Source organism: Nonomuraea candida, assembly GCF_000725485.1.
GTDB lineage: Bacteria > Actinomycetota > Actinomycetes > Streptosporangiales > Streptosporangiaceae > Nonomuraea > Nonomuraea candida.
This window is the reverse complement of the sequence record NZ_JOAG01000021.1, coordinates 24,943-50,938: the sequence shown is the minus strand read 5'-3', so window position 1 is coordinate 50,938 and position 25,996 is coordinate 24,943. Positions and strand designations below refer to the sequence as shown.

The window sequence follows — 25,996 nt, the reverse complement described above, 5'->3', positions numbered from 1 at the left end:
ATCTTGACCCTTCCGGCGAATTCCCTGACACCGCCAGGGACGGAGCGACGGGGCGTCACTCAGAGCGGTGATCCTTCGCGGCCGGCCTGATCCCGGTGGCCGAGGAGATCCGGCGCTGCCGCCGCAGGGCACGTACCGGCGGCGGCCTGACGTCTCGTCGAGGCCGAGACGCCGGGCTCAGGCCGACTCGGCGAGCAGGTGCACGACACCGGCCGGGTTCTTGATCCAGTGGGTTCTGGAGCCGGGGATCTCCAGGGGCTCGACCTCGTCGCACGGGTGGACGCCGCTGCCGGCCAGCGCGGCCGTCGCCGCGTCCAGGTCGTCGGTGTGCAGCTGCAGCCACAGGTCGGGCCGGCTGTAGTTGTCGACGCAGTCGAGCCACAACGTGGTGGGCCCGAACCGCACCGCGTGCGTTCTGGAGACGGTCGGAGCGTAGGAGACGTCGTCCTCTCGGACGTCGAAGCCCAGGGTGTCGCGGTAGAAGGCCACGGTGGCCTCGTACTGCGCCTTGGGGATCTTCATGGCGATGTTCAGGCCGGCCGTGAATTCAGGCTTGCTCATGGTCGCGTGACTCCTTGGTCGTGTCGGTGACGTCCAGCGCGTGTTCCAGCGCGGCCAGCCGGTCGTCCCACCTGGTCGCGAGCCGGGCCAGCCACACCTGGGCGGTGCGGATGGCGGCCGGGTCCAGCCGGTAGGGGCGGCGGCGGCCGGCCGGTTCGCCGGCGCTGACCAGGCCGGCTTCGGCGAGCCGGTCGAGGTGCTTGGCGATCGCCTGGCGGCTGATCGGCAGCCGCCGGGCCAGGTCGGTGACGGTGGCGGGCCCGGCGCGGGCGAGCTCCTCCAGCAGCGCCCGCCGCGTCGGGTCGGTGAGCGCCGCGAACACCGCGACGGCCCGCGCTTCCGCGTCAGGCGGCCGCATCGAGCCAGCTCTCCAGGTCGGCGAGCTCGGCGTCCCATCCGTGACTGTTGGCCTGGCGGGCGGAGCGGGCGGCTGCGGGCCCGGCCTGGGCGAACCCGCTCTCGACCAGGCGCAGCCGGGTGCCGCCCGGCACCGGCTCCAGGGTGAAGTCCACCAGCGTGTGGGGCGCGCCGTCCGCCGGCAGGCCCGGGATCGGCCAGCTGAACACGAGACGGCGGGGCGGGTTGACCGTCACGATCGTGGCGACGGATTCCTCGTCCAGGTCGTCCCAGCGAAAGAACGCGCGCCCGCCGGGCCGCAGATCCATCTCCGCCACCGAGCCGAACCAGCGCGAGAGCCCTTCCGCGGTGGTCAGCGCGGCCCACACCCGCTCGATGGGGTGCCGCAGCACTGTCACGCGTTCGATCGTGTCCGGATCCATGCCACCCTCTTTCGCAACCTCCGGGTTGCCATCAATGGCAACCTATAGGTTGCGATCGCCGTCCACAAGCCCCGGCAGCGCGGCCTTCCGCCTGCCGCCCAGGGTGCTGGCGCGGTTCGGGCGGCGGTATCCGAAGGTGACCGTGCGGATCGTGACCGATCTGGGCGGGGGATCGCGGGGGATCGCGGGGGAGGTGGCGGACGGGCGCGCCGGCGTGGGGGCGGTCTCACCGCCGGTGTACGTGGACGGGCTGGTGACCAAGAAGCTGTACGCCGAGCCGTACCTGCCGGCCTATCCGCGAGGGCATCCGGATCCGCAGTCGCCACATCCGCGATCCGCTCGGCGAGCTACGGGCGATGAAGGGCGTGCCCGGCCCGGCCCCCGCCGGGCAGTGATCTGTCCCGGCGGGAACGGTGCAGGGCCGGGGGAGCGGCGCAGGGCCGGGGGAGCGGTGCAGGGCCCGTGCCGGCCCCGCCGCCGGAGCGGGCGGGGCCGGATGGTGGCCGGTGACGGCCGGTCTGTCAGTCGGCGCAGATGGCGAAGACGCTGATGCCGACGTCGTTGTAACCGATCTGGCGGCCGAGGGCGATCCAGCCGCGTCCGTCGTCGGTGGGGAACGACCCCACCAGGATGGCGCCGTTGCCGCGAGCCTCCGCGCCGCCGCCCAGGACGCGCTTGGAGCCCGGGCAGTAGAGCGTGCGGCGCTGGAAGTTGGGGACGTTGGCGTTGGGCAGGGTGACGAGCTGCCAGCCCGGGGGCAGGGCAGACTGGCGCGCGAGCGCGGCGGCGGGGGCGGAGGGCTGCAGGGCCACGACGGTGGCCGTCACGCAGGCCGCCGCGGCGAGAGCGGAGATGGACAGGAGCAGAGACTTCTTGGATTTCACGGTCTCTCCTTGTCTTGTCCCCCGGCGGCCACGAGGTCCCGGGGGCAGCGCACGGCGAGCCGGCTTCGCGGCGCTGTGGGGACGGTGTGAAAGCAGAGGGAAGAGGGCTGACACGAAGAGTATCCGGCCAGTTCCTCTCCGTGTCTATAGGGTGTCCCAAGCGGTTCTTCGGCCCGGCCCGCGCACCTGGCGCGCGGATGACCCGGCGGCTGCCGCTGGACGGTCGCGGCGCCCGGCCCGCGCGTCGCCGGCACCCGCCGCGCGGGCGGCACCCGTGGCGGGTCGAGGCGCCCCGGCGCGGGCTGGGTGTCGGGGTGAGCAAGATCTGCCCTAATCTCGTCGATGTGGGGAGGCCTGAGGGGAGCCCGGACGCCGGCTCCGAAAAAGTCGGTACCAGTTTGAGCGCGGTACTCGAACGGGTGACGTACGCCAACGAGGAGACCGGCTACACCATCGCCCGCGTGGCCACCGAACGCACCGGCGCCGAACTGCTGACCGTCGTCGGCCCCCTGCTCGGCGCCCAGGTCGGCGAGTCGCTGCAGCTGCACGGCCGCTGGACCTCCCACCCCCGCTACGGCCGCCAGTTCGAGGTGTGGTCCTACACCACCGTGCTGCCGGCCACCGTCCAGGGCATCCGCCGCTACCTCGGCTCGGGCCTGATCAAGGGCATCGGCCCCAAGATGGCCGAGCGGATCGTCGACCACTTCGGCACCGGCACGCTGGAGGTGATCGAGCAGCACCCCGAGCGGCTGGCCGAGGTGCCCGGCCTGGGCCCCAAGCGCACCAAGATGATCGCCGCCGCCTGGGAGGAACAGAAGATCATCAAAGAGGTGATGATCTTCCTGCAGGGCGTCGGCGTGTCCACCTCCATCGCGGTGCGCATCTTCAAGCAGTACGGCGACACCTCCATCAACGTCGTGCGCACCCAGCCGTACAAGCTCGCCGACGACGTGTGGGGCATCGGCTTCAGGACCGCCGACACCATCGCCCAGGCCGTCGGCATCCCCCACGACAGCCCCGAGCGCGTCAAGGCCGGCCTGCGCTACACGCTGTCGCAGGCGGCCGACGACGGCCACTGCTACCTGCCCGCCCCCAACCTCGTCGCCGACGCCGTCAAGATCCTCGACGTGCCCGCCGAGCTGGTGACGGCGTGCCTGGAGGAGCTGGTGGCCGACGAGGGCGTCGTCCGCGAGCCGGTGCCCGCCGGCGAGGCCGTCCTGCCCGCCGTCTACCTGCCGCCCTTCCATCGCGCCGAGACCGCGCTGGCCGCCGGCCTGCTCACCCTGCTGCGCAGCGGCCACGACCGGCTCAAGGCCTTCGCCGACGTCGACTGGGAACGCGCCGAGACCTGGCTGCACGGCCAGACCGGCGCCGAGCTGGCCACCGAGCAGCGCCAGGCCGTCCGCCTGGCCCTCACCGAGAAGGTCGCCGTGCTGACCGGCGGCCCCGGCTGCGGCAAGAGCTTCACCGTACGCTCCATCGTGCTGCTGGCCCGCGCCAAGCGCGCCAAGGTCATCCTGGCCGCCCCCACCGGCCGCGCCGCCAAGCGCCTGGCCGAGCTGACCGGCCACGAGGCGACCACCGTGCACCGGCTGCTGCAGCTGCGCCCCGGCGGCGAGGCCACCTTCGACCGCGACAACCCCCTCGACGCCGACCTGGTCGTCGTCGACGAGGCCTCCATGCTCGACCTGCTGCTGGCCAACAAGCTCGTCAAGGCCGTCGCCCCCGGCGCCCACCTGCTGTTCGTCGGCGACGTCGACCAGCTGCCCTCCGTCGGCGCCGGCGAGGTGCTCAAAGACCTCCTGGCGGCCGACGACATCCCGCGGGTGCGCCTGACCCAGATCTTCCGCCAGGCGCAGGAGTCGGGCGTCGTCGTCAACGCCCACCGCGTCAACACCGGCCGCCACCCCGTGCTGGAGGGCATGGCCGACTTCTTCCTGTTCCCCTGTGAGGAGCCGGAGGAGATCGCCGCCCTCACCGTCGACGTCGTCGCCCGCCGCATCCCGCGCCGCTTCCGCCTCGACCCCCGCCGTGACGTCCAGGTCCTGGCCCCCATGCACCGCGGCGCGGCCGGCGCCGGCGCGCTCAACACCGCCCTGCAGGAGGCGCTGACCCCCGCCCGCGAGGGCATGCCCGAACGCCGCTACGGCGGCCGCGTCTTCCGCGTCGGCGACAAGGTCACCCAGCTGCGCAACAACTACGACAAGGGCGCGGCCGGGGTGTTCAACGGCACCGTCGGCATCGTCACCGACATCCGGCCCGACGAGCACAAGCTCACCGTCCTGACCGATGAGGACGAGTCGGTCGACTACGCCTTCGACGAGCTCGACGAGCTGGCCCACGCCTACGCCGTCTCCATCCACCGCTCCCAGGGCAGCGAATACCCGGCCGTCGTCATCCCGCTGGCCACCAGCGCCTGGATGATGCTGCAGCGCAACCTGCTCTACACCGCCATCACCCGCGCCAAGAAGCTCGTCGTCATCGTCGGCTCGCGGCGGGCGCTGGCCCAGGCCGTGCGCACCCGGGGGGCGGGCCGCCGCCACACCGGCCTGACCCGCCGCCTCACCCCCCGCTGACGCGCGCCTGACCCCGCCGCCTCACCCGCGGTCGACCGGCTCTTGACGGCCGCCGCGGCCGGCTCGTTCCCGCGCCGGACGAGAAGTAATTCAAATGTGATCGAACTCTCCCATACGATTCGGCGTCTTACATGCGGGAGCATTACAGTTTTTGAGGTGCCTTGTGGTGCCGTGGGGAGAGGACAGAGTTGAACGTTGCGCCCGCCCGGAGGAAGCCCGTCGCCGCGATCGCGCTGCTCGCCGCGGCCGCCCTGACCTCCTCCTGCTCCGGCGGCCCCGCCGCCGCGCCGCCCGACGGCTCCCAGGCCACCACGGCCGCCACCCCCCAGGCGCCCGTCGTCGAGATCACCCCGGCCGAGGGCGCGGCCAAGGTCAGCCCGGACAAGAAGGTCGTCGTCACCGCCTCCGGCGCTGCCCTCGACGACGTCACCGTGCAGGCCGGCGACGAGCGGCTCGAGGGGGCGTACAACGCCGACAAGACCCGCTGGACCTCCAAGACCGCGCTGAAGCCGTCCACCAGCTACAACGTCTCGGCCACCGCCGGCGCCACCACCGCCACCAGCACCTTCACCACCGCCAAGCCCGAGCGCGCCCTCCAGGTCGCCGACGTCACCCCCAACGCCAAGGGCGAGACGCTCGGCGTCGGCGCCCCCATCATCGTCACCTTCAACCAGCCCGTCACCCGCAAGGCCGCCATCGAGCGCGCCCTGCGCGTGGAGGCGGAAAAGCCCGTCCCGGGCGCCTGGCGCTGGATCAACGACACCGTCGTCATCTACCGCACCCAGAAATACTGGCCCGCCCACCAGAAGGTCACCTTCAACGCCGACATCACCGGCATCAAGGCCGGCAAGGGCCTGTACGGGGTCAAGGACTACACCGCCAACCTCAAGATCGGCGCCAAGCAGATCAGCAAGATCGACACCCGTACGAAGATGATGTACGTCTACAAGGACGGCAAGCGCGTGCAGACCATGCGCATCAGCGCCGGCATGGCCACCACCCGCGAATACACCACCACCTCCGGCGTCCACCTCACCATGGAACGCGGCAATCCCGTCCGCATGATCAGCCCCGGCCGCAAGAAGGGCGACCCCGGCTACTACGACGTCATGATCAACCACGCGGTGCGCATCTCCAACTCCGGCGAGTACGTCCACGCCAAGGACAACGTCTGGGCCCAGGGCGTGCGCAACGTCAGCCACGGCTGCATCAACGCCCGCCCCGACCAGGCCAAGTGGTTCTACGACAACGTCCAGCGCGGCGACGTCGTCGACATCACCGGCACCGACCGCGCCCTGGAGTGGAACAACGGCTGGGGCTACTGGCAGATGTCGTTCTCCCAGTGGAAGAAGGGCAGCGCGCTCAAGGGCGGGGAGAGCAACCGATGACGCACGGCACCCGCACCCTGATCAGGCCCACCCGCGACGGTGACGTGCCCGCCGTGCTGGCCATGTTCGACAGCGCCGTCGCCTGGCTCACCGCCCGGGGCCGCACCGGCCAATGGGGCACCCGCCCCTTCACCGGCGACCCCGGCCGCACCCGCCAGGTCACCTCCTGGCTGGAGGGCGGCGGCATGCGCATCGCCGAGCACGACGGCCGGCCGGCCGGCTGCATCTCCGTCGGCCCCGCCCACGACTACGTCACCCCCGCCACCGAGCCCGAGCTGTACGTCCAGGCCCTGGTCACCGACCGCCGCCACGCCGGACACGGCGTCGGCGCCGCCCTGCTCGACTGGGCCGCCGAGGAGGCCCGCGCCCGCCGGGCCGCCGTGCTGCGCGTGGACTGCTACGCCGGCGGGGACGGCCGCCTGGTCGCCTACTACGAGAGCCGCGGCTTCACCCGCGTCGCCCCCTTCACGGTGGGGGAGTGGCCCGGCATGCTCCTGCAGCGCCGCCTGTGACCCCACCGTCAACGCGCTGTCGTCCCCGACGCGCCAAGGGGCCCGCTCGGGGCGCGCAGCGGTTCTTCGCCGGCTGGGACGAGGCCGCCGCCGTCAGCGCCGCGCCGCGCGCCGAGGCCGGACGCGAGAACGCCGCGCACGGGCGGCGCCTGGTGTGCTGCCCGACCTGCCGGTGAGCCGGCGGTCCTTTCCGTCGGGACACCGCCCCCGGGAACCCTCCCGTCGGCGGGACACCACTACGCGGAACGGGCGGGAGGGGCCGCACCGCTGGTGATGTGCCCGGCCAGGAGGTCCTTCGCGGATCGCACGAACTCTGCGACGAGCGGGTTCGTGTCGGCGGCCCGGGTGGCTACGACGACCTGGCAAGGCCCGATCCCGTCGAGCGCGACGGTGACCAGGCCGGGGCGCAGGGTGTAGCGCCGGTCGCCGGCCGGGACGACGGCGATGGCGGTGCCGTCGGCGATGGCCTCGAGTTTGTCCTCGTAGGTCTCGGCCAAGGCAGGACCCACCGGGGCGGGGTCGCCGCCCGATCGGGGTTCGAGCCGCCAGAAGGCGGTCCAATCGACGCCCATCCCGGTGCAGCCCACGAGCGGTTCTGCGGCGATGTCGTCGGCCGTGACCGCCTCTTTCCCCGCGAGGCGGTGCGACGCGGGCACGAGCAGGACCCGGGCCTCGGAGTACAGGACCGTCACCTCCAGATCCTCGGCCGGGATCGGCAGCGGCGTACGGGTGACCAGGACGTCGACCCGTCGCTCCAGCAGCGCGGAGGCGTCCTGCGAGCCGAGGTGACGAGTACGGACGTGGGCGTCGGGACATCGCTGGCGCAGGGCGCGCACGGCGGGCGTGATGACGAGATCGTCGACGTACCCGATGGTGATGGTGCGGGCCGGCGCCGCGGCCAGGGCGGCCTGGACCGCCTGCCGGGCGCCGTGCAGCAGTTGCTGCGCCTGGGGCAGGAAAGCCGCGCCCGCGGCGGTGAGGCGGCTGCCCTGGGTGGTGCGCTCCAGCAGCCGCACGCCGAGAGTGTTCTCCAGGCGCTGGATCTGACGGCTCAGGGAAGGCTGGGCGACATGCAGCTCCTCGGCCGCCCGGGCGAAGTTCAGCCGCTCGGCCACGACCGTGAAGTACCGGACCAGTCGTAGATCCAGATCGGGAGACATGCCCCCAGACTAGCCCTCCGTTATGCACTTCTCGCATCACGGGGTGCAAGGCAGGTCTTGGACGCCTGCGCCGCCCCGGTGGTGTCATACCTGGTATGACCATTGTCTTTGTCCACGGCGTACCGGTGACCTCTGCGGTCTGGACCCCTCTGATCAGCGAGCTGCCCAAGCCCCGGCAGCAGGACGTGGTCCGGCTCTCGCCTCCGGGCTTCGGCGCCGCGCTTCCCGCCGGCTTCGGCGCCACCTTCCTGGACTACCGGGATTGGCTCATTGACGAACTGTCGCAGCTCAGGACCCCGGTGGACCTGGTCGGCCACGACTTCGGCGGCGGTTACGCGCTGGAAGCCGCGATGGCCCGCCCCGACCTGGTGCGCAGCTGGACCAGCGACACCATCGGCGGGTACGAACCCGACTTCACCTGGCACGAGATCGCAAAGGTCTGGCAGACGCCAGGGGACGGGGAGCGCCACATCGAGGAGACCTTCTCCGGGGACGCCGCGGAACGGACGGCGCGCATGATCTCGTGGGGCATCCCGGAGCCGGCGGCCGGCCAGGTGGCGCTCGGACAGGGCCCCGAGATGGGCGCAGCCATTCTGTCGCTGTACCGCTCCGTACCCGAGAACACGCTGGCCGAACGCGGGCGCAGGCTGCCGGCGGCAGCAGCCCGGCCCGGCCTGGTTCCCGTGGCCACCGGCGACCTCACTGCCGGCAGCGTCGCCCTCCGCCACCGCGCCGCCCGGCGCGCCGGCGCCCGTGCCGTCGACCTCGACGCGCTCGGTCACTGGTGGATGCTTCAGGACCCGGCCCGGTCCGCCCGCATGCTGACGGACTTCTGGGACACCCTGTGACGCGGCACCTCCGGAAGCCATCGATCTTACGCACCGCCTTGAACACCGCCTTGAACACCGCCTTGAACACCGCCTTGAACACCGAGCGACACGATCACGGAAAGACCGCCATCACCTCATGAGCATGCACATCCCCGATCAGACCGGCCGGACCGTCATCATCACCGGCGGCAGCAGCGGCATCGGCAAGGCCACCGCTGCCGCCCTGGCCGCGAAGGGCGCACGGGTCATCCTCGCCGTGCGCGACCAGGCCCGCGGCCGCGCGGCCGCCGCCGAGATAGGGGGCCTGACCGAGTCACGCCCGCTCGACCTCGGGTCGCTGGCCTCCGTGCGTGAGTTCGCCCGCACGACGGACGGCCCCATCGACTATCTGATCAACAACGCCGGTTCCATGTCCGGCACCCTGCGGCACACCGCCGACGGCTTCGAGAGCCAGCTCGGCGTCAACCATCTCGGGCACTTCGCGTTGACGAATCTGCTCCTGAGCCGGATCACCAGGCGGGTGATCACCGTGTCCTCCACCACTTACCGCGGCGCGCACATCGACTTCGAGGACCTGCAGTGGCAGCGACGGCCCTACCGGCCGTTCGGCGCCTACGGACAGACCAAGCTGGCGAATCTGCTGTTCACCCGGGAACTGCAGCGCCGCCTGAACAGGGCCGGCTCACCGATCCTGGCCACGGCGGCGCATCCCGGCTGGGCGGCCACCGGATTCACCATGACCACCGGCCGGCGCATCCTTGACCGCACCCTCGCGCTGGGAACGCGGCTACTGGCCCAGAGTCCCGAAGGCGGGGCCCGGCCGACCCTGCTGGCCACCGTCGGCGACGTCCCCGGCGCCAGCTTCTCCGGCCCCAGCCGGTTCGGGGTACGCGGCCCCGCCGCCCTCGAAGAACTGTCCGGCGAAGCACTCGACGACGACACCGCGCAAAAGCTCTGGGAGGTGTCCGAACTCCTCACCCACACCACGTTCCCCCTGCCCACCGCCTGAGCGGCCGGTCCGGCCAACGGGCGCGGCGGCTGCACGGCCTCCGGGGGGTTTCGCAGGCGGCCACCTGGGAAACAGCCCCTCGGTCGCCCGCTCGTCCAGGCCGTTCCCTGCCCGGCTCCGTTTCATGAGCCGTTTCCCGCGGTCAGACCAGGGCGAGCTGGGCCGCACGTGGCTCGCGCCGCTCGGCCGGCGGGGCGCCGCACTCCATCCCGTACACCCGGCACAACTGCTCGATCTGCCCCGTGATCCGCCCCTCGTAGCCGGGCGACGGCAGCCCCGCCCGGTCGTACAGCTCCTCGTAGCGCTCCACGAGCTGCGGGTGCGCCTGCGCCAGCCAGCGCAGATACCACGCCCGCGTGCCCGCCGGCAGGCGCAGCACCACCGGCTCGACGCGCCGCGCCCCGGCCGAGGCGATCCGCCGCACCGTCGCCGAGAGCTGGTCGGCGGCGTCGCTGAGCAGCGGCAGCACCGGCGCCATCACCACCCGGCAGTCCACCCCGGCCTCCACCAGGGCCGACACCAGCTCCAGCCGCGCCTGCGCCGGCGGCGCGCCGGGCTCCACCGCCCGGCGGATGCGCTCGTCGACGAACGCGATCGACACCGCCACCCGGGCCCCGGCCCGGGCCAGCGGCGCGGCGTCGCGCAGCACCGCCGCGCCCTTGGTGTAGACGGTGAACGGTGTCCCCGCCGCCGCCAGCGCCGCGATCACGCCCGGCATCAGCCGGTAGGTCTCCTCGGCCGCCTGGTAGCAGTCGCCGCCCAGGCCGACGGCCAGCTCCTGGCCGTCCCAGCGGGCGAGCTCCGCGCGCAGCCGCTCGGCCACGTTGGGCCGCACCACGATCCGCGTGTCGAAGTCGCGGCCCTCGTCCAGGCCCAGCTTGCGGTGCCCGGCGCGGGCGCCGCAGCCCCGGCAGGCGTGCGCGCAGCCGCGGTAGGGGGACACGGCCCACCGCTGGGCGATGCCGGCGGCCGGCGGCACCCGCTCGATCACCGTTCTGGCCTGCAGCTCCAGGAAATCACCGCGCACCACCGCGCGCCGCTCGATCGGCGGCCGGTCGTCGGCGGCGTCGACCAGCGAAAGCGCGTCCCAACCCACACCCTCCAGTGGAACACGTATTCGACTGCGTTTTCAAGCGGTTCCGGCAAGCCGCCCCCGCACCGGCTCCCCGTGTCGCCCGCCCGCCGCCGTGCCCGCCGCCTCCGGCAGGCGCACGATCCGGCCGGCCGGGCCGGCGAACCCGCCCGGCCGCGCTCCGCCCCCCCGGCCTCACACGGGTCGTCCCGCCCGCACCCGCCCGTCGTCCTGCGGCCGGGCGGGCTACGGTGCGGGGAGCGGCAGGGCCAGGCCGGTCTTGACGGTGTCGAAGACCATCAGGGTCTCGTAACGCCTGATGTTGTCGTCGGCCTTGAACAGGCGGTCGCCGAGCCGGCTGCAGTCGCGCATGCTCCGCGCGGCCAGGACGACCACGTAGTCCCACGGCCCCGCCACCCGGTGGCACTGCTGGACCTGCGGGTCCGCGCGCATCCGCGCGGCGAAGGCCCGGTGGAGCTCGAACGACTCCCGGGCCAGGGTCACCAGGACCACGGCCAGCACGGTCGGGCCGAAGCGGTGCGGGTCGAGGACGGCGACCTGCCGGGCGATGAGGCCGTCCCTGCGGTAACGGGCGAGGCGCCGCTGCACGGCGCTCGGCGAGAGCCCGACCTGTCCGCCGAGGTCGTGCAGGGTACGTCCGGCGTCCTGCTGGAGCAGGTCCAGGAGCCGCACGTCGATCTCGTCCAGGCGCGGCGGCGGCGATTCGGGCATGCAAGATTATTGCGTCGCGGCGGGAAAATTCTCAATCGCTTCGATCGGCTGTCCGGATAGCGTCGGCCGGGTCCGCAAGCCCCCTGAGGAAAGGCGACCCGCATGGACCTGGACGTGGCCCGGATCGAGAACGCCGTACAGGTGATCGATCCGGTGTTCCTCGACACCCCGCAGTACCGTGACGAGCAGCTGTGCCGGGCGCTGGGCGGCCGCGCGGTGACGGTGAAGGTGGAGACGGCCAACCCCGTGCGCAGCTTCAAGGGCCGGGGCGCCGACCTGATGCTGAGCACGCTCGCCCCCGGCACGCCGGTGGTGTGCGCCAGTTCGGGCAACTTCGGGCAGGCCGTCGCCTATGCGGGCCGCTCCCGCGGGATGCCGGTCGAGGTGTTCGTGCCCGAGACGGTCAACCCCGTCAAGCGGGAGCGGATGGAGGCCTTCGGCGCCCGGGTCCTCACGGCCGGGACGGACGGCAGCTCGGCACGCGAGGCCGCGGCCGCCCACGCCGCACGCCACCGCGACCGCGTCCATCTGCAGGACGGCCTGCAGGCGGCGATCGCCGAGGGGGCCGGGACGATCGGGGTCGAGCTGACCCGCGGCACGCCGGACGGCGGGGGCTTCGACGCCGTCGTGCTGCCGGTCGGCGACGGAGCGCTGATCAACGGCGTGGCGCGCTGGATGAAGGAGCACGCGCCCGGCACCCGGATCGTGGGGGTCAACGCCGCGGGCGCCCCCTCGATGCGCGAAAGCCTGCGCGCCGGCCGCGCGGTCGGCATCGCACGAGCCCGCACCTTCGCCGACGGGATCGCGGTGCGCACCCCGCTGGAGGTCTCGGTGCGACGGGCCCGCGCCCTGGTGGACGAGATCGTCCTGGTGACCGACGAGGCCATCGCCGCCGCCATGGAGCTGGCGGCGCGCACGCTCGGGATCGTCCTGGAGCCGGCCGGGGCCGCGGGCCTGGCGGCGATCGCGGGGGGCGCGGTCCCCGGCGACCGGGTGGCGACGGTGCTGACCGGCGCCAATCCGCGTCCCGAACAGGTCCGGGAACTGGCGGCCCGGCTGGCACCGCCGCCCGCCACGTCCCGGCCCCGCCGCCCCGCCGCACCCTGAGGGCCGGCCGCGGCTCGAACGCGGGCCGGGGGAGCCGAGGCGCCCCCGGCCCGGACCGTCACGAATCCCGGGCCCGGCCGTCAGCGGCCGCACGGGACCGGCACACCTGATGGAGGAAGAAGCAGTGAAGCGCATCGGCGTCATCGGAGTGGGCGAGATCGGCCGGGCCCTGGTGGAGGGCCTGTGCGGCGGGGCCGGCAGGCCGCCGGAGGTGTTCCTGTCCCCCCGCGGAGCCCGCACGGCCGCGCAGCTGTCCGAGCGCCATGAGGGCGTGCGGGTGTGCGCCGGCAACCAGGAGGTGGTCGACCGTTCCGAGGTGGTGATCATCGCCGTCCGCCCCCGGGACCGGCACGCGGCACTGGCCGGGCTGACGGTGCCCGGCGACAGGGTGGTGATCAACGTGATGTCCGGGGTCGGCAACGACGACCTGCGCCGGACCCTCGCCACCGACGCCGCGCTGGTACGGGCCATCCCCCTGCCCGCCGTGCGCGAACGCCGCTCGGTCACGGTCACCCACCCGTCGCACCCGGCGGCGGACTCCCTGTTCGAGCGCCTGGGCGGGGCCCTCCCCGTTGCGGACGAGGCGTCCTTCAACGTCTTGTCCGCGCTGACAGGAACGCTCACCACCCACTACTCCTACCTCGCCACGCTCATCTCCTGGGCCGCCGGCCACGGCATCGCCCCCGACGTCGCCGACGGCTACGTGCGCGGCCTCTTCCAGGGCGCCGGCCGGGCACTGGGCGACCGGACCCGCTCCCTGCGCCGGCTGGCGGCCGACCACGAGACCCCGGGCGGGAACAACGAACGCATCCGCACCACCTGGTTCGGCCCGGCCGCCGCCGAAGCCCTCGGCAAGGCCCTGGACGACCTGCTCGCCGCCCTGGACCGGGGATCAGCGTGAGCGGCCCCATCCGCCGCCGGGCCCGGCCCCCGGCAGGCCCCGCGCGCCCGGCCCGGAGGCGCTCCCGGGGGAACCGGCCCATCACTTTTGGTCACATATTGTCACTTTAAAGTTACGTTACGTAGTTATGGCGGGTGGAAGGAATATCACCACGGTCGTCCGGCCCGAGCGCCCGCCCCCAGGCCCGCACCCCCCGGCTCACCGGCCCCGCGACCGGACCCCCACCACCACAGGCACCGGCCCGAGCCGAGAAAGGCGACCCCCATGCCCCCGACCAGCCCGCGCATCTCATGACCCGCATCACCATCAACGGGCACTCCTTCGACCCCGCACACGACACCACCCGCGCCCCCGCCCCCGACGCCGCCCACTCCGACTACCTCCTGCTGCAGGCCGACGACCTGCTCACCGCCGAGCACAAGGCCGAGCTGGCCGCCGCAGGCGTGGAGATCCTCGAATACGTCCCCGACGACACCTACCTGTGCCGCTACCGCCCGCCCGACCTGGCACGCCTGCGCGCCCTGCCGTACATCGGATGGGCCGACGTCTACCGGCCCGACCTGAAGATCGAGCCCGGCCTGCGCGGGCACGACGGCGCCGGCGAGGTCGACGTCGTCTTCCACCCCGGCGTCGACCCCGCCCGCCTCGCCGACCGGCTCACCGCCCTCGCCACCCCCGGCCGCCCGCCCCGGCTGGCCGCGCACAAGGCCCGCCTCACCCCCGCCGAAGGCCGCCTGACCGAACTGGCCTCCTGGGACGAGGTCCGCGCCATCACCCGCACCCCCCGCTACAGCCTGGCCAACAACGTCGCCCGCGTCATCCTGGGCGCCGACGTCCGCGTCGGCGACACCGTCTACCAGGGCGAGGGACAGGTGGTGTGCGTGGCCGACACCGGCTTCGACAAAGGCTCCACCACCGACGTCCACCCCGCCTTCACCGGACGGGTCCGCAAACTCTACGCCCTCGGCCGCCCCGGCAGGGCCGACGACACCGACGGCCACGGCACCCACGTGGCGGGCTCGGTCCTGGGCAGCATCCACTCACCCGAGATGGGCGGCCAGATCGACGGCACCGCCCCGCGCGCCCACCTCATCGTGCAGGCCATGGGAGACGAGGAGGGAGGACTCGGCGGCATCCCGATCGACCTGCGCGAGCTGTTCACCCCCGTCTACGAGACCGACGGCGTGCGCGTGCACAACAACTCCTGGGGCAACCTCGAGGCCGGCCTGCCCTACGACGACGACTCCTACGCCATCGACGACTTCGTCTGGCGTCACCCCGACATGGTCATCCTCTTCTGCGCCCACAACTACGGCACCGACGCCGACCGCGACGGCGTCGTCGACCCCGGCTCCGTCGGCAGCCAGGGCGCGGCCAAGAACTCCATCACCGTCGGCGCCAGCGAGAACCTCCGCCCCGAGCACGACATCGTCTACGGCCGCCGCGCACCGCAGCGCTTCCCCGCCGAGCCCATCCACTCCGACCGCGTCGCCGACGCCCCCCACGGGATGGCCGCCTTCAGCAACCGCGGCCCCACCAGGGAAGGCCGCTTCAAGCCCGACCTGGTCGCACCCGGCACCATGGTCCTGTCGGCCCGCTCCCGCAACGCCCCGCCACCCGGCGGCACCCCGACCCGTGACGCGAGGCTGGCGTACATGAGCGGCACCAGCATGGCCACCCCGCTGGTGGCCGGCTGCGCCGCCGCCATCCGCCAAAGCCTCATCGAGAACGGCACCCCCGGCCCCAGCGCCGCCCTGATCAAAGCGCTGCTCATCAACGGCGCCGTCGAACTGACCGGCCAGTACGCCCCCAGCGAGGCCGGCAGCAGCCCCAACAACGCCTCCGGCTTCGGCCGCGTCGACCTGGCCCGCTCCATCATCGTCCCCGGCCGCAGCCGCGACGCCGGCTTCCACCAGGGCGACCCCCTCGACCAGGCCCAGGAGCACACCATCGGCATCGACGTCCCGGCCCGCAACCCCGCCGCCACCCTTAAAGTCACCCTGGTGTGGACCGACCCGCCCGGCGCCGGCCTGCAAAACGACCTCGACCTCACCGTCCGCGCCGCCGGCGGCGACGAACGCCACGGCAACATGGGCGGCGCCACCGGCCACGACCGCCACAACAACGTCGAACAGGTCTGGTGGACCGGCGTCCCGGCCGGCCAGGCCACCATCACCGTCCGCGCCCACCGCATCACCACCGGCCCCCAGCCGTACGCCATCGCCTGGCGCGTCACCTGAAACGTGCCATGAGCCCCTAAGGCACTGATCGTGCTGTGACCTGCCTGGTCAAGGCCGGCCGGGCCCGAAACGCCCCCCGACGCACGCCGACGGGCCGGTCGGGCACCGGACGATATCGCCGATCCGGCGAGCGGGGAGGTACGCCGAGCGGACCGGGACGCCCTTCGGCCTTCAGCCGGAGACCCGGTGGTCGTAGGCTTCACGCGCCTCGAGCAGCTGGGGAAGATGGTTCTGCGCCCAGGCGCGGCAGGCCGCGATCGGTTCGAGCAGCGTGCGGCCCAGCGGTGTCAGCTCGTACTCGACCCGGGGCGGGATCTCCAGGTAGGCGGTGCGGGTGACCAGCCCGTCGCGTTCGAGCGCGCGCAGCGTCCCGGTGAGCACCTTCGGCGTGATCCCGCGCAGCGGAGTGCGGATCTCGGTGAACCGGCGAGGGCCGTGCTCAAGGCAGATGAGGACCATCGCCGACCATTTCTCGCCGATCCGGATCGGCATGACGCTGGAGGGGCAGGCCGGGTCGAACATCTCCGGGTCGAGTGGCGGCACAGTCACTATCCCGACGCTAACTCAGTATCGTTGAAGTAACAAGTACCTCGTGGATACCGTTCCGGAGCAGCGGCGGGTGCCCCTGCCCGCCGGACAGAACGGAGTATCCAGATGGGCAAGATCGTTGTTTTCGGCGCCGGCGGCAAGGCCGGCCGCGCGGCGGTCGCCGAGGCACGCCGGCGCGGCCACCAGGTCACCGCGGTGGTCCGTGATCCGGCCAAACACGGCGACCTGGCGGCCGGCGAGGTGGCGGTCGTGGCGGGCGATGTCACGGACGCGGACAGCGTCGCCGCCGTCGCCGCCGGCCACGACGCGGCCATCAGCGCCGTCTATGACGCCCAAGCGTCACCCGGCAGCTTCTACGCCGGCGCGGCCACGGCACTGCTGGACGGATTGTCCCGTGCCGGAGTCGGCCGGTTGCTGGTGGTCGGCCTCGGCACCCTCCTGGAGACCGAACCAGGAGTGCGGCTCATGGACACCGGCGGATTCCCGCCCGAGTATCGGCCCTTCTCCGACGGCCATGCCGCAGGACTGCAGGTTCTGCGCTCCACCACCACCGGCCTCGATTGGCTGTACGCCAGCCCCACCGGAAATTTCGACCACGACGGCCCGCGAGCCGGCCACTACCGGACCGGTGGCCCTGCCGGCACCGGCCTCATCTCCTACGCCGACTTCGCCATCGCCCTGCTCGACGAGATCGACACCCCCGCGCACCACCGCACCCACATCGCCTTCACCAACTGACCCCCCGGGCGAGACGGCGACTGCTCGGCGACTCAACGGCGGGGGAACCCCCACCCCAACCACCACGCCGAGCGAGCAAGCGGCGAGTCAGGCCAGGTCAGGAACAGCCCTTCGGCGAAGTGATCCGGGCCCATGCCGTCCCCCGGCCCGCCCCATCCGGTACGGACGCCTACCCGATAAAATTTGGCACACCCGTACCACTTCGCCTTCCCCGGGGGAGAACCACCCATGGCCTGGCTCCTGCTCGCCCTCGCCATCGCCTCAGAAGTCCTCGCCACCACCGCGCTCAAACTCAGCAACGGCTTCACCCACCTCGGCTGGACCCTCGTCGTCGCCGCCGGCTACCTCACCTCCTTCACCCTCCTGGCCCGCGTACTCAAACTCCACCTCGACATGGGCACCGCCTACGCCGTCTGGTCCGGCGCCGGCACCGCCGCCATCGCCCTGATCGGCGCCGCCTTCATGGGCGAGACCCTCACCCCCCTCAAGATCGGCGGTATCCTGCTCATCATCGGCGGCGTCGTCCTCCTCAACCTCGCAGGTGGCCATTGAACCCACACCCGCACCAGGACCCCGCACCCCCCGGCGGCCACACCCCCGCACAGGCACGCGGCCGCCGCCGCCGCGCCGCCCTCCTCGACACCGCCGTCACCCTCCTGGCCGAGGGCGGATTCGCCGCCGTCACCCACCGCGCCGTCGCCACCCGCGCCGGCCTGCCCCTGGCCGCCACCACCTACTACTTCGCCTCACGCGACCAGCTCCTGGCCGAAGCCTTCGCCCAGCTCGTCCAGACCGAACTGGCCACCACCCGCGCCTGGATCACCCGGCACGGCCTCACCGCCCTGCCCGACCAGATCGCCGCCGCCGACCGCCGCCGCCAGCTCGGCCTGTGGGAGCTCTACGTCCACGCCGGCCGCGACCCCGTCCTGCAGCACATCGCCCGCCGCTGGACCGACGGCTGCGTCCGCATCATCGCCGAAACCCTCGGCCTGCCCGCCACCGACACCCGCGTCCGCCTCCTCTACACCACCGTCAGCGCCCTCTGGCTCGAGCACGTCGTCGAACAACGCCCCCTCGACCAGGCCCGCACCCTCCTCACCCACGCCCTGCACCACGCCACCGGCCCGCACCCGCCCGCCACCGGAGACACCCGATGAACCCCGCGAGCAACCCCGCGAACCCCATCCACCACCTCGCCCTGCGCACCGACTGGGAAGCCGCCCGGAAAGCGGGGGAGTACCGCATCTCCACTCTCGGCCGCACCCTCGAAGAGGAAGGTTTCATCCACTGCAGCCGCGACCTCACCCAGCTGCGCACCGTCCACGCGACCTACTACGGCCACCTCACCGAACCACTCCTCATCCTCGACATCGACCCCACCGGGCTCGACATCCGCATCGAGAACGGCTACCCCCACCTGTACGGGCCGCTGCCCCTCACCGCCGTCACCGCCACCCGCCCCTACACCGACTGACCCCGGCCGCCCCTGACTGACCCCGCCTGACCCGCACGCCGTGCGGAGGCCGCCCACCCGTCCCTCACCGGCCCTGGAAGCGGCCCCGCGGCCGGCCAGGACCGCCGCGCGGCGATGTGCACCATCCAGCTGACCCCGACCCGGTCCACCGGCGAACCGGCCTCGTCACCCCACGACTGCCTCCCCAGGGGCAACGTCACGGCGCGGCCCGCGGACAGCCTCTCGAAGAAGCCGCGCAGCCGCGCATCGTCACCCCCCAGGAACAGCGCGACGTTCCCGCCCGGCCTGAAGGGCACCCGCTCCGGGACGTCCCACGCCATCACCGTGTAACCGTCCGGGGTGTCGAGCACCGAGTGCATGATCTTGGAGGCGTCACCGCCCGGCGCCTCCGGCGAGCCGTAGTCACCGTACGTCCCCAGCCGCAGCTCGCCGCCGAGCACATCCCGGTAGAACTCGGCCTTCGAGGAGGCCGAGTGCAGAAATTGGCGGTACGGAGTTGATCTTCGTACCGGTTCGGCGACGGCGCCCGTTTGGGCTGGTTACGAGCCCTACGCTCCTGTTTCAGTGTCGAATTCAGCCCATACGGTCGCTTCCGAGTCGCCATCAGGCCCACCAGACCGCACGATCACCGGAAGACGAAACCTCCGAAAGGGACAAGGCAATGATCCTGGTGATCGGGGCCACGGGAAACGTAGGGCGGCACGTGCTCTCCCAGCTCCACGCGACCGGCACGGCCGACATCCGCCCCCCGCACCACGGCAAACAGGCCATCGCCGGCTACATCGCCTGGTCCTTCACCGCGGAGAGCGACCCCCGCGTCACCTTCTCCACCCCCATCGTCGACGGAGACCAGGCCGCCATCGAATTCCGCGTCCACGCCCGCGACAACGGCCGGCCCATCACGCTCGCGGGCTGCGTGTTCGCCCGCTTCGACGCCGACGGCCTCGCCGTACGGACCCGCGACTACTGGCACACCGGCGACGGCCACCTCTGACCCCGCCACCCGAACCATCCGCACGGGGGCCGGCCATCTCCGCCGGACCCCGCACCCCCCGAAACCAGAAAACCCGAACCCTTCAGCGCACCACCCGCAGCGGCGCACGCCCCGCACCCACCGGAGCCTGCATCGGCGCCGCACCCGCCACAGGAGCGGGGGAGGGCTGCGGACGCGCCATCTGCCGCGTCTGCTCCGCCACCATCTCAGCACGCCGCTCGGCGCACCCACCCGGGCAGTAACCGTTCGTCACGATCAACCGCCCCCGGCCGGCCGTGTACGACTCCTTACCCGAAGCGGGCAGAACCCCCTGACACACCGGGCATAACACCGACTCGTTCCCCACGTGCTGCTCCTCTCGCGGCGCGAATAGCAGGAGCTCCACCCTAAAACCACACCTCCGCAAAGAACAGCGAATCAACAGAGCGTCAACACTCCAGTCAAGACCCCTGCGGCACCCCGCCCGCCCTCCACGACCCGCGAAACCCCTGCTCAACCCCTCCGCACCACCCGCCGGCCACCCCCACCGGACCACGGAAAAAACTTCCCACCAGACCCCCGCGCCCCACCATCCCGCCACCGGAACCCGGGGGAGCGACCCCGCAAACCCACCCACCCCCGCACCACCACGCGGGACCCCATCACACCACCACGAAGATCAACATATGCGAGCATCGGGCGATGCTGACCGCAAACCTGATAGCCGACGCACGCATGCCCGTACACCCCGTCATCTCACCGGACGGACAATGGGTCGCCTACGGCGAGATGCCCGGTACAACCCTCTGGATCATCCGGACCGACACCGACACGCCACCCAGGAAACTGGGGGAGGGGACCCACCTCCAATGGTCGGCCGACTCCCAGCACCTCTACTACACCACCGAAACCCGCCTCCACCGCCAGCGGCCCGAAGGCGGCGACCGAACCTCATGGAACACCGGCACCACCGCCTACCTGCCCCTCACAGACCCCCGCACCGTGATCCTGCTCGCACCCGACCCCCGCCACGACGACCCCTGGGTATGGAGCCAAGCCACCGGCCACCACCGCCTGCGCCTGCTCGACCTGCCCACCGGCACCATCCACACCCCCGACCTCTTCCCCGGACGCCACGTGGCCGAAGTGACCGAACAACCCGGGGGAGGGACACTCGCCGTACTCACCCAAGACTCACCCCACCCCGACCCCGGCGTGCTCACCCCACGCCTGCACCTGTACGACCCCGCCACCGGCAAGACCCGCGAACTCGGCCCCGCAGCCACCTCCGCACACTCACTCACCTGGTGGAACACCACAGACGGATGGCACCTCGCCTACATCGCCACGACACCACCCGGCATCACCGGCGGCAACGCCATCCTCGACGTCCCCCTCACAGACCCCACCCACCACCACAACCTCACCCAAGACCTCCCCGCCTGCCCGCTCGACCTCACCACAGGCGGACTCGCCCTGATCGCCGACGGACTCGACTCCGCCATCCACCGCCTCCACCCCGCCACCCGGAAACCCACCCCACTCCAACCCCTGCCAGGACAGGCCCTGTGGCTCACCGCCACCACCGACGGCACCACCGTCGCCGTCGCCCGAAGCCACGCAGACCACACCCGATCGATCTACACCGGACCCGCCCACGGCCCCCTCACCCGGCGAACCGACACCGCACCCGAACTCCGCACCATCACCTGGGGCCACCGCCAACGCCTGACCTACCGCGCCCAAGACGGCCTGGAACTCGACGGCCTGCTCATCCTCCCGCCCGGCAAAACCCGCCGGCACGGCCCCTTCTCCCTCATCACCCTCGCACACGGCGGCCCCTACGCCCGCTGGACCGACCACCTGCACCTGAACCACCACGAACCCGCACAATGGCTCGCCGCCGACGGACACGCCGTCTTCCTCCCCAACCCCCGCGGCGGACAAGGCCACGGACCCGCCTTCGCCGCCAACCCCGCCCCCGGCCAGGAAGAATGGCACGACCTGCGCACCGGCATCGACCTGCTCATCGACCAAGGCATCGCCGACCCCGACAGACTCGGCATCGCCGGCCACAGCCACGGCGGATACCTCACCGCCTGGGCCGTCACCCAGACCGACCGCTTCAAAGCAGCACTCATGAGCGCCGGAATCAGCGACTGGGGCATGCTCGCCGCCACAGGCGAACTCGGCGCCTTCGAAGCAGCACTCGGCGGCAGCGCCGGCTGGGAAGGGGAGGGCCCCCACCCGCACGACCGCCGCAGCCCCATCTCCCACGCCGCCAGAATCCGCACCCCCATCCTCATCGTCCACGGCGCCGACGACACCAACGTCCCGCTCAGCCAGGCCGAATTCCTCCACCGCGCCCTGCGCAGACACGGCATCGAACACGAGTTCGTCATCTACCCGCGCGAAGGCCACATCATCACCGAACGCCGCCACCGCATCGACCTGCTCCGCCGCACCCGAGCCTGGTTCAGCCGCCTGCACAGACCCTGACCACTCCCGCACACGCCGCCAGAAAGAAGATCATCCAGCCCGGGGGAGAGGGGCCGCCCGGTCCTGCCCGCCGGCCAGGACCGGGTGACGGCGCACAGGACGGGCTTACGTGAGGCCGCCCCTGACGGCCGCTCCGCCGGGCGGGGAGAGCCGTGTTCGAACCGGTTTCGAACACCAAGACGTTCGCACCGCCGGCCGGCCGGGAGGCCGGCGCACGCGAGCCGGGAAGCGGTGAACCGCACACGCCACCCGGGGACAGCACAGTGAGAGGACGCGAAAGACGCCGCGGCGACAGGGCGCGCCGTCGAGACAGGAGACGCCCGATACGCCGACGAGACGAGAAGGGACGGGAGGGGCGGAGGGAGGGCCGAGCAGGGCGGGCAGCTCCTCTCGGAATGCTCTACTTGACATAATGTTCATTATCAAGCAACCACGGAAGCCCCGCATAAACCGCACACACCCGGGCAGAACGCCACAACATGGCGCCCCTCGCAGTCAGCACGTCCAGCCTCATCGCCCTCACCGCCGTCATCACCGCCGGCGTCATCTGGCTCATCATCTTCGCCGTCCGGCTCACCAAAAGGCCGCGCAACCGGCCCGGCATCCGCGTCGACCTCGTCGATCAGGCGCGTGAGCTCAAAGCCCTCGGCCAGATCCAGGAAGCCGTCTTCCTCGTACGCGGCGAAACCGGCATGAGCCAGCGCGCCGCCGCCCGCTTCGTCAACCGTTTATGAGCTCCGGCCGGCCGGTGACCCCTCCTGCTGGCCGTCTCCGGTGAGCCGTCCCCGTCCCCTCCCTCCGGCCGCCGTACGGGCCGGCGCCGCCCTCGTGGCTGAATCGCCACAAAGTACGCATATGTCCCATACCAGACAGAAGCTGGATTCTGTCTGGTATGGGATTTCTTTCCGGGTCTCCGGTAGCGCGGCGCTCGCCACGCCGGCCGGTCTCGATCTCCCGGTCACGAGTACAGCCGTACCTGCTCTTCCTCCTGGGCGAGGCTGGCACACAGTGAGTGCGGGTTCACCTCGTCGTCGCCCTGGCGGCTCTGGCAGGACCACTGCTGCCCGTCGACCTCCACCGTGAGGCCGGAGCCGCTGTCGGGGCCGGGTGCGCTGCCCTCGATGGCGGCCTTGGCCACCTTCTTGGCCCTCTCGCAGGCGTTCTCCTTGTCGTCGGCGCTCTTGGCCACGACCCAGAGCCCGGCCGACCCGCATTGGTACTCCCGGGTCTCGGGCTCGCCGGGCGCGGGCTCTGCGGGCTGCGCGGGCACGGGGCGGCCGGTCATGAGCCGGGCGTCAGCCGTCTCGGCTGCGGAAGCCGATGCCGGGAGGGGCGGGCCGGCGGCGGTGAGGGCTGCCGCTGCCAGCAGGGCGGTGGACAGGCGGATCATGATGGTGCGCATCTGGGACACTTCCCTCCGAAGGCCGGAGTCGTGCGGGGCGGTGTCAGGACGGTGCGGCGGGCGGCCGCGGTGTCGCCACGGTGTCGCCTGCGGTCGCGCCCGGGGTCCTGGCCGGTCCGTGGCCTGTTCAGGTCATGGACCGGAATTCGGACAGCGAGAGCGTCTCGTCGGCGTGGGAGCATTCGACGTAGGCCTCGTCCATCTCGGTCTTGTGGACGCAGGCCCAGTTGGCGCCGTCGACGTTCACGGAGACCGCTTGTTCCTCGCCGGCCTGTTGCGGGGCGGCGGCGTATGCGTTGGCCACTTCTCCGGCTTTGGCGCAGGCCTGGGACATCTCCCGGTTGCTCTGCATGGTCATCTTGAGCCCGCCGGGGCCCTGGCCGCAGGCGAAGGTGTCGCGGGTCGTGGTCTGGATGATCGGGGTCAGCGGTGTGCCGGTGGTGGCCGCGTGGGAGGGGCCGGCTGTGGCCAGGACGGGTGTCGTGGCCAGGATGGCCGAGGCGAGGCAGGTGGTGATCCTGGGTGTGTGAGGCATGTGCAGCACTCCCCCGAATGCTCGGAGTCGTTCCCGACCTTTCCAGGATGACTGTGTCGAGGGGCTGTGCAGGTCATGGGGTGGGTGGGGATTGCTCAAAGTGAGTGCCGGGGGTTGGTGTGCCGGGGTGATCCAAACTCTTCTGCTGGGCGGGACCGGCCGGGCCGGGGCTCTGTCCGTCGGGGAGGCCCCTGTCGGTGCGGAGCCTGTCGGTGTGGAGCCTGGGTTGCCGGCCGGTTGGCCCTCGCGGTGGGAGCGTGTCCGGGTCCTCTCCCCTACGGGGTGGTCATGGTCGGCTGGTGGCGTTGTGTGCTCACCTTGTGCTCGCCTGTGTGCTCACCGTCGCCGGCTCGCCGCTTCCGGTATCGGCTTCCGCGGCCGGGACGGGTGGCCGGGTGTCATGGGGTTGGGGAGGGTGGTGACCAGTTCTGGTCGGGTGTGGGTGTCGGTCGTGCCGTGGGCATGTGGTTCCCCTTTTTGTGTTGTGGGTGTTCGGGGTCTTGTCGGCAGGGTGTAGGGGGTGGCGGGGTGGCGGCATGGTGTTTCGGGGTGGGCCGAAACAGGGAGGTGGGGGCGGTCAGGTGAGGGTGTAGCGGATGGGCAGGCGTTTGAGGCCGCCGACGAAGGTGGTGGCGGTCCAGGCGGGTTCGCCGTCGAGTTCGACGTGGGTGAGTCTGGGGATGAGCTCGGCGAACAGGGCGCGGATCTCCATGCGGGCCAGGGTGGCGCCGAGGCAGAAGTGGGCGCCGTGGCCGAAGGCGAGGTGTTTGTTGGGGTCGCGGGTGATGTCGAAGCGGAAGGGGTCGGTGAAGACGTCTTCGTCGCGGTTGGCGGAGGGGTAGGACAGCAGGACGGCTTCGCCTTTTCTGATGGGGGTGCCGTTGAGGTGGGTGTCGGTGGCGGCGGTGCGCATGAAGGATTTGACGGGGGTGACCCAGCGGATCATCTCTTCGGTCGCGGTGGTCAGGAGGGTGGGGTCGTGGCGTAGGCGGCGGAGTTCGGCGGGGTGGCGGATGAGGGCTTCGAGGCCGCCGGCGATGGTGGAGCTGGTGGTGTCGTGGCCGGCGGTGGCGATGAGGACGTAGTAGGAGATGGCCAGGGCGTCGTCGAGGTGGCGGCCGTCGATGCGGGCGTTGGCGATCTGGGAGGCGAGGTCGCCGGTGGGGTGGGTGCGGCGGTGGGCGGTGAGGTCGCGGAAGTAGGCGAAGAGGTCTTCCAGGACGGAGGTGTGGTCGTCGGGGGTGCCGGTGCCGCGTCCGGTGTCCTGGTCGTGCTGGCCGAAGAGTTGCTGGGTGAGGTGCAGCATGCGGGGGAAGTCGGATTCGGGCAGGCCGAGGAGGGTCAGGATGGCGTACAGGGGGTAGTGGGCGGCGGTTTGGCGGGCGAAGTCGCAGGTGCCGCCGTGGTCGGCCATGGCGGTGACGTGGCGTTGGGCGAGGTGGCGGATGCGGGTTTCGAGGGCGCGCATGGCTTTGGGGCGGAACCAGTCGGCGGCGATGGCGCGCAGGGCGCGGTGTTCGGGGCCGTCCATGTGGACGATGCTGCGGAAGGCGTTTCCGCGGGTGTTGCGGGTGTGGAGTGCGGCGTCGAGGTCGGCGGTGCGCAGGACGGGGCGGGGGGCGCTGAGCCATTGGGCGGGGTCGCGTTCGATGGTGAGGATGTCGGCGTGGCGGGTGATGGCCCAGAAGGGGGTGTAGCCGGGGGCTTGTACGTGGTGGACGGGGGCTTGGCGGCGCAGGAGGGTGAGGGCTTGGTGGAGGCGGGGTTCGTCGGTGTAGGCGGTGGGGGTGGCGAGGGTGAGGCCGGCTTGGGCCGGTGACAGGGTGGTGGCCATGGCGGGTGTGTCTCCTGTCGGTGGGGGGTGGTGCCGGCCCGGTGTGGTGTCGGTGGTGGCCGGGGCTGGTGGCGGACAGGGTGTGCCATTCCCGGGGTGGGGTGCCGGCATGCGGTGTCGTCGGGGTGTCGTCGGGGGTGTCGTCGGGGGTGTCGTGTGGCTGGGCCCGTGTGGCTGGGCCCGTGTGGCTGGGCCCGTGTGGCTGGGCCCGTGTGGCCGGGCCGGTCGGGGTGCGGTGGGG

The 25,996-nt window shown here is 72.0% G+C and carries 28 protein-coding genes; 16 read left to right on the top strand and 12 right to left on the bottom strand.

Features of this window, described 5'->3' with window-relative positions; all coding sequences use genetic code 11:
* Positions 1-177: 177 nt before the first annotated feature.
* The 3 genes from IO39_RS22250 to IO39_RS22240 are packed head-to-tail and all read right to left on the bottom strand — an operon-like array spanning position 178 to position 1,340.
* Positions 178-561 (bottom strand): VOC family protein, encoded by a 384-nt coding sequence (locus IO39_RS22250; protein WP_043626482.1) that lies wholly within the window; start codon positions 559-561, stop codon positions 178-180.
* Complete coding sequence (locus IO39_RS22245) at positions 548-919, bottom strand: ArsR/SmtB family transcription factor (protein ID WP_043626479.1); 372 nt, start codon at positions 917-919, stop codon at positions 548-550. Before IO39_RS22245 ends, IO39_RS22250 begins: the two co-directional genes overlap by 14 nt.
* A complete protein-coding gene (locus IO39_RS22240; RefSeq protein ID WP_043626476.1) occupies positions 906-1,340 on the bottom strand; it encodes an SRPBCC domain-containing protein in 435 nt (144 codons plus the stop codon). Before IO39_RS22240 ends, IO39_RS22245 begins: the two co-directional genes overlap by 14 nt.
* Between IO39_RS22240 and IO39_RS59660 the strand changes: the two genes are divergently transcribed.
* Entirely contained in the window at positions 1,294-1,890 is a 597-nt protein-coding gene (locus IO39_RS59660) for a LysR family transcriptional regulator substrate-binding protein (RefSeq protein ID WP_084773319.1), read from the top strand. The genes IO39_RS22240 and IO39_RS59660 overlap by 47 nt on opposite strands.
* On the opposite strand, the gene IO39_RS22230 is transcribed toward IO39_RS59660, so the two are convergent.
* A complete protein-coding gene (locus IO39_RS22230; RefSeq protein ID WP_043626469.1) occupies positions 1,862-2,224 on the bottom strand; it encodes a hypothetical protein in 363 nt (120 codons plus the stop codon). The genes IO39_RS59660 and IO39_RS22230 overlap by 29 nt on opposite strands.
* A 398-nt stretch (positions 2,225-2,622) precedes the next feature.
* Between IO39_RS22230 and recD2 the strand changes: the two genes are divergently transcribed.
* The 3 genes from recD2 (at position 2,623) to IO39_RS22215 (ending at position 6,700) form a co-directional block, all read left to right on the top strand.
* On the top strand, positions 2,623-4,800 hold the full coding sequence (gene recD2, locus IO39_RS22225) for an SF1B family DNA helicase RecD2 (RefSeq protein ID WP_211267108.1): 2,178 nt from the start codon (positions 2,623-2,625) through the stop codon (positions 4,798-4,800).
* Between the two features lie 188 nt (positions 4,801-4,988).
* A complete protein-coding gene (locus IO39_RS22220; protein ID WP_043626463.1) occupies positions 4,989-6,188 on the top strand; it encodes a L,D-transpeptidase in 1,200 nt (399 codons plus the stop codon).
* Entirely contained in the window at positions 6,185-6,700 is a 516-nt protein-coding gene (locus IO39_RS22215) for a GNAT family N-acetyltransferase (protein ID WP_043626459.1), read from the top strand. The genes IO39_RS22220 and IO39_RS22215 overlap by 4 nt, the downstream gene beginning before the upstream one ends.
* A 236-nt stretch (positions 6,701-6,936) precedes the next feature.
* Here the strand turns inward: IO39_RS22215 and IO39_RS22210 are convergent, their stop codons facing one another.
* Complete coding sequence (locus IO39_RS22210; protein ID WP_043626455.1) at positions 6,937-7,860, bottom strand: LysR family transcriptional regulator; 924 nt, start codon at positions 7,858-7,860, stop codon at positions 6,937-6,939.
* Positions 7,861-7,955: 95 nt separating this feature from the next.
* Here IO39_RS22210 and IO39_RS22205 point away from each other — a divergent pair, with 95 nt between their 5' ends.
* Together IO39_RS22205 and IO39_RS22200 are read left to right on the top strand one after the other, a co-directional pair.
* A complete protein-coding gene (locus IO39_RS22205; RefSeq protein WP_043626452.1) occupies positions 7,956-8,708 on the top strand; it encodes an alpha/beta hydrolase in 753 nt (250 codons plus the stop codon).
* 118 nt (positions 8,709-8,826) lie between these two features.
* Positions 8,827-9,699 (top strand): oxidoreductase, encoded by an 873-nt coding sequence (locus tag IO39_RS22200; RefSeq protein WP_043626449.1) that lies wholly within the window; start codon positions 8,827-8,829, stop codon positions 9,697-9,699.
* Positions 9,700-9,841: 142 nt separating this feature from the next.
* Here the strand turns inward: IO39_RS22200 and IO39_RS22195 are convergent, their stop codons facing one another.
* A complete protein-coding gene (locus IO39_RS22195) occupies positions 9,842-10,795 on the bottom strand; it encodes a radical SAM protein (protein WP_245642135.1) in 954 nt (317 codons plus the stop codon).
* Between the two features lie 222 nt (positions 10,796-11,017).
* A complete protein-coding gene (locus tag IO39_RS22190; protein ID WP_043626442.1) occupies positions 11,018-11,503 on the bottom strand; it encodes an Lrp/AsnC family transcriptional regulator in 486 nt (161 codons plus the stop codon).
* A 102-nt stretch (positions 11,504-11,605) separates the two neighbouring features.
* Here IO39_RS22190 and IO39_RS22185 point away from each other — a divergent pair, with 102 nt between their 5' ends.
* The 3 genes from IO39_RS22185 (at position 11,606) to IO39_RS22175 (ending at position 15,751) form a co-directional block, all read left to right on the top strand.
* The gene (locus IO39_RS22185; protein WP_052423211.1) at positions 11,606-12,610 is read left to right on the top strand and encodes a threonine ammonia-lyase; all 1,005 of its coding nucleotides are present in this window, start codon (positions 11,606-11,608) and stop codon (positions 12,608-12,610) included.
* A gap of 124 nt (positions 12,611-12,734) precedes the next feature.
* Positions 12,735-13,511, top strand: coding sequence for an NAD(P)-binding domain-containing protein (locus IO39_RS22180; protein ID WP_245642133.1), 777 nt, complete (start codon positions 12,735-12,737; stop codon positions 13,509-13,511).
* A 290-nt stretch (positions 13,512-13,801) separates the two neighbouring features.
* Complete coding sequence (locus tag IO39_RS22175; protein WP_043626438.1) at positions 13,802-15,751, top strand: S8 family serine peptidase; 1,950 nt, start codon at positions 13,802-13,804, stop codon at positions 15,749-15,751.
* A 171-nt stretch (positions 15,752-15,922) separates the two neighbouring features.
* On the opposite strand, the gene IO39_RS22170 is transcribed toward IO39_RS22175, so the two are convergent.
* Positions 15,923-16,300: a winged helix-turn-helix transcriptional regulator gene (locus tag IO39_RS22170; protein WP_245642131.1), complete on the bottom strand. Its 378-nt coding sequence runs from the start codon at positions 16,298-16,300 to the stop codon at positions 15,923-15,925.
* Between the two features lie 105 nt (positions 16,301-16,405).
* On the opposite strand from IO39_RS22170, the gene IO39_RS22165 reads away from it, so the two are divergent.
* From IO39_RS22165 to IO39_RS22150, 4 genes are all read left to right on the top strand, one after another.
* On the top strand, positions 16,406-17,038 hold the full coding sequence (locus IO39_RS22165; RefSeq protein WP_043626433.1) for an NAD(P)-dependent oxidoreductase: 633 nt from the start codon (positions 16,406-16,408) through the stop codon (positions 17,036-17,038).
* A 228-nt stretch (positions 17,039-17,266) separates the two neighbouring features.
* Positions 17,267-17,590, top strand: coding sequence for a DMT family transporter (locus tag IO39_RS22160; RefSeq protein WP_043626430.1), 324 nt, complete (start codon positions 17,267-17,269; stop codon positions 17,588-17,590).
* Positions 17,587-18,195 carry a TetR/AcrR family transcriptional regulator gene (locus IO39_RS56810; protein WP_052423210.1) on the top strand — a complete coding sequence of 203 codons (609 nt, stop codon included), beginning with the start codon at positions 17,587-17,589 and terminating at the stop codon, positions 18,193-18,195. Before IO39_RS22160 ends, IO39_RS56810 begins: the two co-directional genes overlap by 4 nt.
* Positions 18,192-18,512: a DUF952 domain-containing protein gene (locus tag IO39_RS22150; protein ID WP_043626427.1), complete on the top strand. Its 321-nt coding sequence runs from the start codon at positions 18,192-18,194 to the stop codon at positions 18,510-18,512. The genes IO39_RS56810 and IO39_RS22150 overlap by 4 nt, the downstream gene beginning before the upstream one ends.
* Here IO39_RS22150 and IO39_RS22145 read toward each other — a convergent pair.
* Positions 18,500-18,952 (bottom strand): VOC family protein, encoded by a 453-nt coding sequence (locus tag IO39_RS22145; RefSeq protein WP_211267107.1) that lies wholly within the window; start codon positions 18,950-18,952, stop codon positions 18,500-18,502. The two genes, IO39_RS22150 and IO39_RS22145, sit on opposite strands and share 13 nt — an antisense overlap.
* A gap of 221 nt (positions 18,953-19,173) precedes the next feature.
* Between IO39_RS22145 and IO39_RS22140 the strand changes: the two genes are divergently transcribed.
* The 3 genes from IO39_RS22140 to IO39_RS22125 all read left to right on the top strand — a co-directional run bounded on the left by IO39_RS22140 (position 19,174) and on the right by IO39_RS22125 (position 22,718).
* A complete protein-coding gene (locus tag IO39_RS22140; protein ID WP_084773278.1) occupies positions 19,174-19,506 on the top strand; it encodes a nuclear transport factor 2 family protein in 333 nt (110 codons plus the stop codon).
* A gap of 714 nt (positions 19,507-20,220) precedes the next feature.
* The gene (locus IO39_RS22130; protein WP_245642130.1) at positions 20,221-21,984 is read left to right on the top strand and encodes an alpha/beta hydrolase family protein; all 1,764 of its coding nucleotides are present in this window, start codon (positions 20,221-20,223) and stop codon (positions 21,982-21,984) included.
* Positions 21,985-22,463: 479 nt separating this feature from the next.
* Complete coding sequence (locus IO39_RS22125) at positions 22,464-22,718, top strand: hypothetical protein (protein ID WP_043626418.1); 255 nt, start codon at positions 22,464-22,466, stop codon at positions 22,716-22,718.
* Positions 22,719-22,942: 224 nt separating this feature from the next.
* Here the strand turns inward: IO39_RS22125 and IO39_RS22120 are convergent, their stop codons facing one another.
* From IO39_RS22120 to IO39_RS22110, 3 genes are all read right to left on the bottom strand, one after another.
* Complete coding sequence (locus IO39_RS22120) at positions 22,943-23,386, bottom strand: hypothetical protein (protein WP_043626416.1); 444 nt, start codon at positions 23,384-23,386, stop codon at positions 22,943-22,945.
* A gap of 127 nt (positions 23,387-23,513) precedes the next feature.
* Positions 23,514-23,921: a hypothetical protein gene (locus IO39_RS22115; protein ID WP_157548751.1), complete on the bottom strand. Its 408-nt coding sequence runs from the start codon at positions 23,919-23,921 to the stop codon at positions 23,514-23,516.
* Between the two features lie 577 nt (positions 23,922-24,498).
* The gene (locus IO39_RS22110; protein WP_043626410.1) at positions 24,499-25,755 is read right to left on the bottom strand and encodes a cytochrome P450; all 1,257 of its coding nucleotides are present in this window, start codon (positions 25,753-25,755) and stop codon (positions 24,499-24,501) included.
* Positions 25,756-25,996 lie beyond the last annotated feature (241 nt).

Bases quoted from the DNA above. Each gene is read 5' to 3' on its own strand.
- IO39_RS22200 (WP_043626449.1), top strand. From the start codon at position 8,827: ATGAGCATGCACATCCCCGATCAGACCGGCCGGACCGTCATCATCACC.
- IO39_RS22115 (WP_157548751.1), bottom strand. From the start codon at position 23,921: ATGCCTCACACACCCAGGATCACCACCTGCCTCGCCTCGGCCATCCTG.
- IO39_RS22210 (WP_043626455.1), bottom strand. From the start codon at position 7,860: ATGTCTCCCGATCTGGATCTACGACTGGTCCGGTACTTCACGGTCGTG.
- IO39_RS22110 (WP_043626410.1), bottom strand. From the start codon at position 25,755: ATGGCCACCACCCTGTCACCGGCCCAAGCCGGCCTCACCCTCGCCACC.
- IO39_RS22165 (WP_043626433.1), top strand. From the start codon at position 16,406: ATGGGCAAGATCGTTGTTTTCGGCGCCGGCGGCAAGGCCGGCCGCGCG.
- IO39_RS22130 (WP_245642130.1), top strand. From the start codon at position 20,221: ATGCCCGTACACCCCGTCATCTCACCGGACGGACAATGGGTCGCCTAC.
- IO39_RS22215 (WP_043626459.1), top strand. From the start codon at position 6,185: ATGACGCACGGCACCCGCACCCTGATCAGGCCCACCCGCGACGGTGAC.
- IO39_RS22245 (WP_043626479.1), bottom strand. From the start codon at position 919: ATGCGGCCGCCTGACGCGGAAGCGCGGGCCGTCGCGGTGTTCGCGGCG.
- IO39_RS22125 (WP_043626418.1), top strand. From the start codon at position 22,464: ATGGCGCCCCTCGCAGTCAGCACGTCCAGCCTCATCGCCCTCACCGCC.
- IO39_RS22190 (WP_043626442.1), bottom strand. From the start codon at position 11,503: ATGCCCGAATCGCCGCCGCCGCGCCTGGACGAGATCGACGTGCGGCTC.
- IO39_RS22240 (WP_043626476.1), bottom strand. From the start codon at position 1,340: ATGGATCCGGACACGATCGAACGCGTGACAGTGCTGCGGCACCCCATC.
- IO39_RS22250 (WP_043626482.1), bottom strand. From the start codon at position 561: ATGAGCAAGCCTGAATTCACGGCCGGCCTGAACATCGCCATGAAGATC.
- IO39_RS22150 (WP_043626427.1), top strand. From the start codon at position 18,192: ATGAACCCCGCGAGCAACCCCGCGAACCCCATCCACCACCTCGCCCTG.
- IO39_RS22205 (WP_043626452.1), top strand. From the start codon at position 7,956: ATGACCATTGTCTTTGTCCACGGCGTACCGGTGACCTCTGCGGTCTGG.
- IO39_RS22120 (WP_043626416.1), bottom strand. From the start codon at position 23,386: ATGCGCACCATCATGATCCGCCTGTCCACCGCCCTGCTGGCAGCGGCA.
- IO39_RS59660 (WP_084773319.1), top strand. From the start codon at position 1,294: ATGGGGTGCCGCAGCACTGTCACGCGTTCGATCGTGTCCGGATCCATG.
- IO39_RS22140 (WP_084773278.1), top strand. From the start codon at position 19,174: ATGATCCTGGTGATCGGGGCCACGGGAAACGTAGGGCGGCACGTGCTC.
- IO39_RS22175 (WP_043626438.1), top strand. From the start codon at position 13,802: ATGACCCGCATCACCATCAACGGGCACTCCTTCGACCCCGCACACGAC.
- IO39_RS22185 (WP_052423211.1), top strand. From the start codon at position 11,606: ATGGACCTGGACGTGGCCCGGATCGAGAACGCCGTACAGGTGATCGAT.
- IO39_RS22160 (WP_043626430.1), top strand. From the start codon at position 17,267: ATGGCCTGGCTCCTGCTCGCCCTCGCCATCGCCTCAGAAGTCCTCGCC.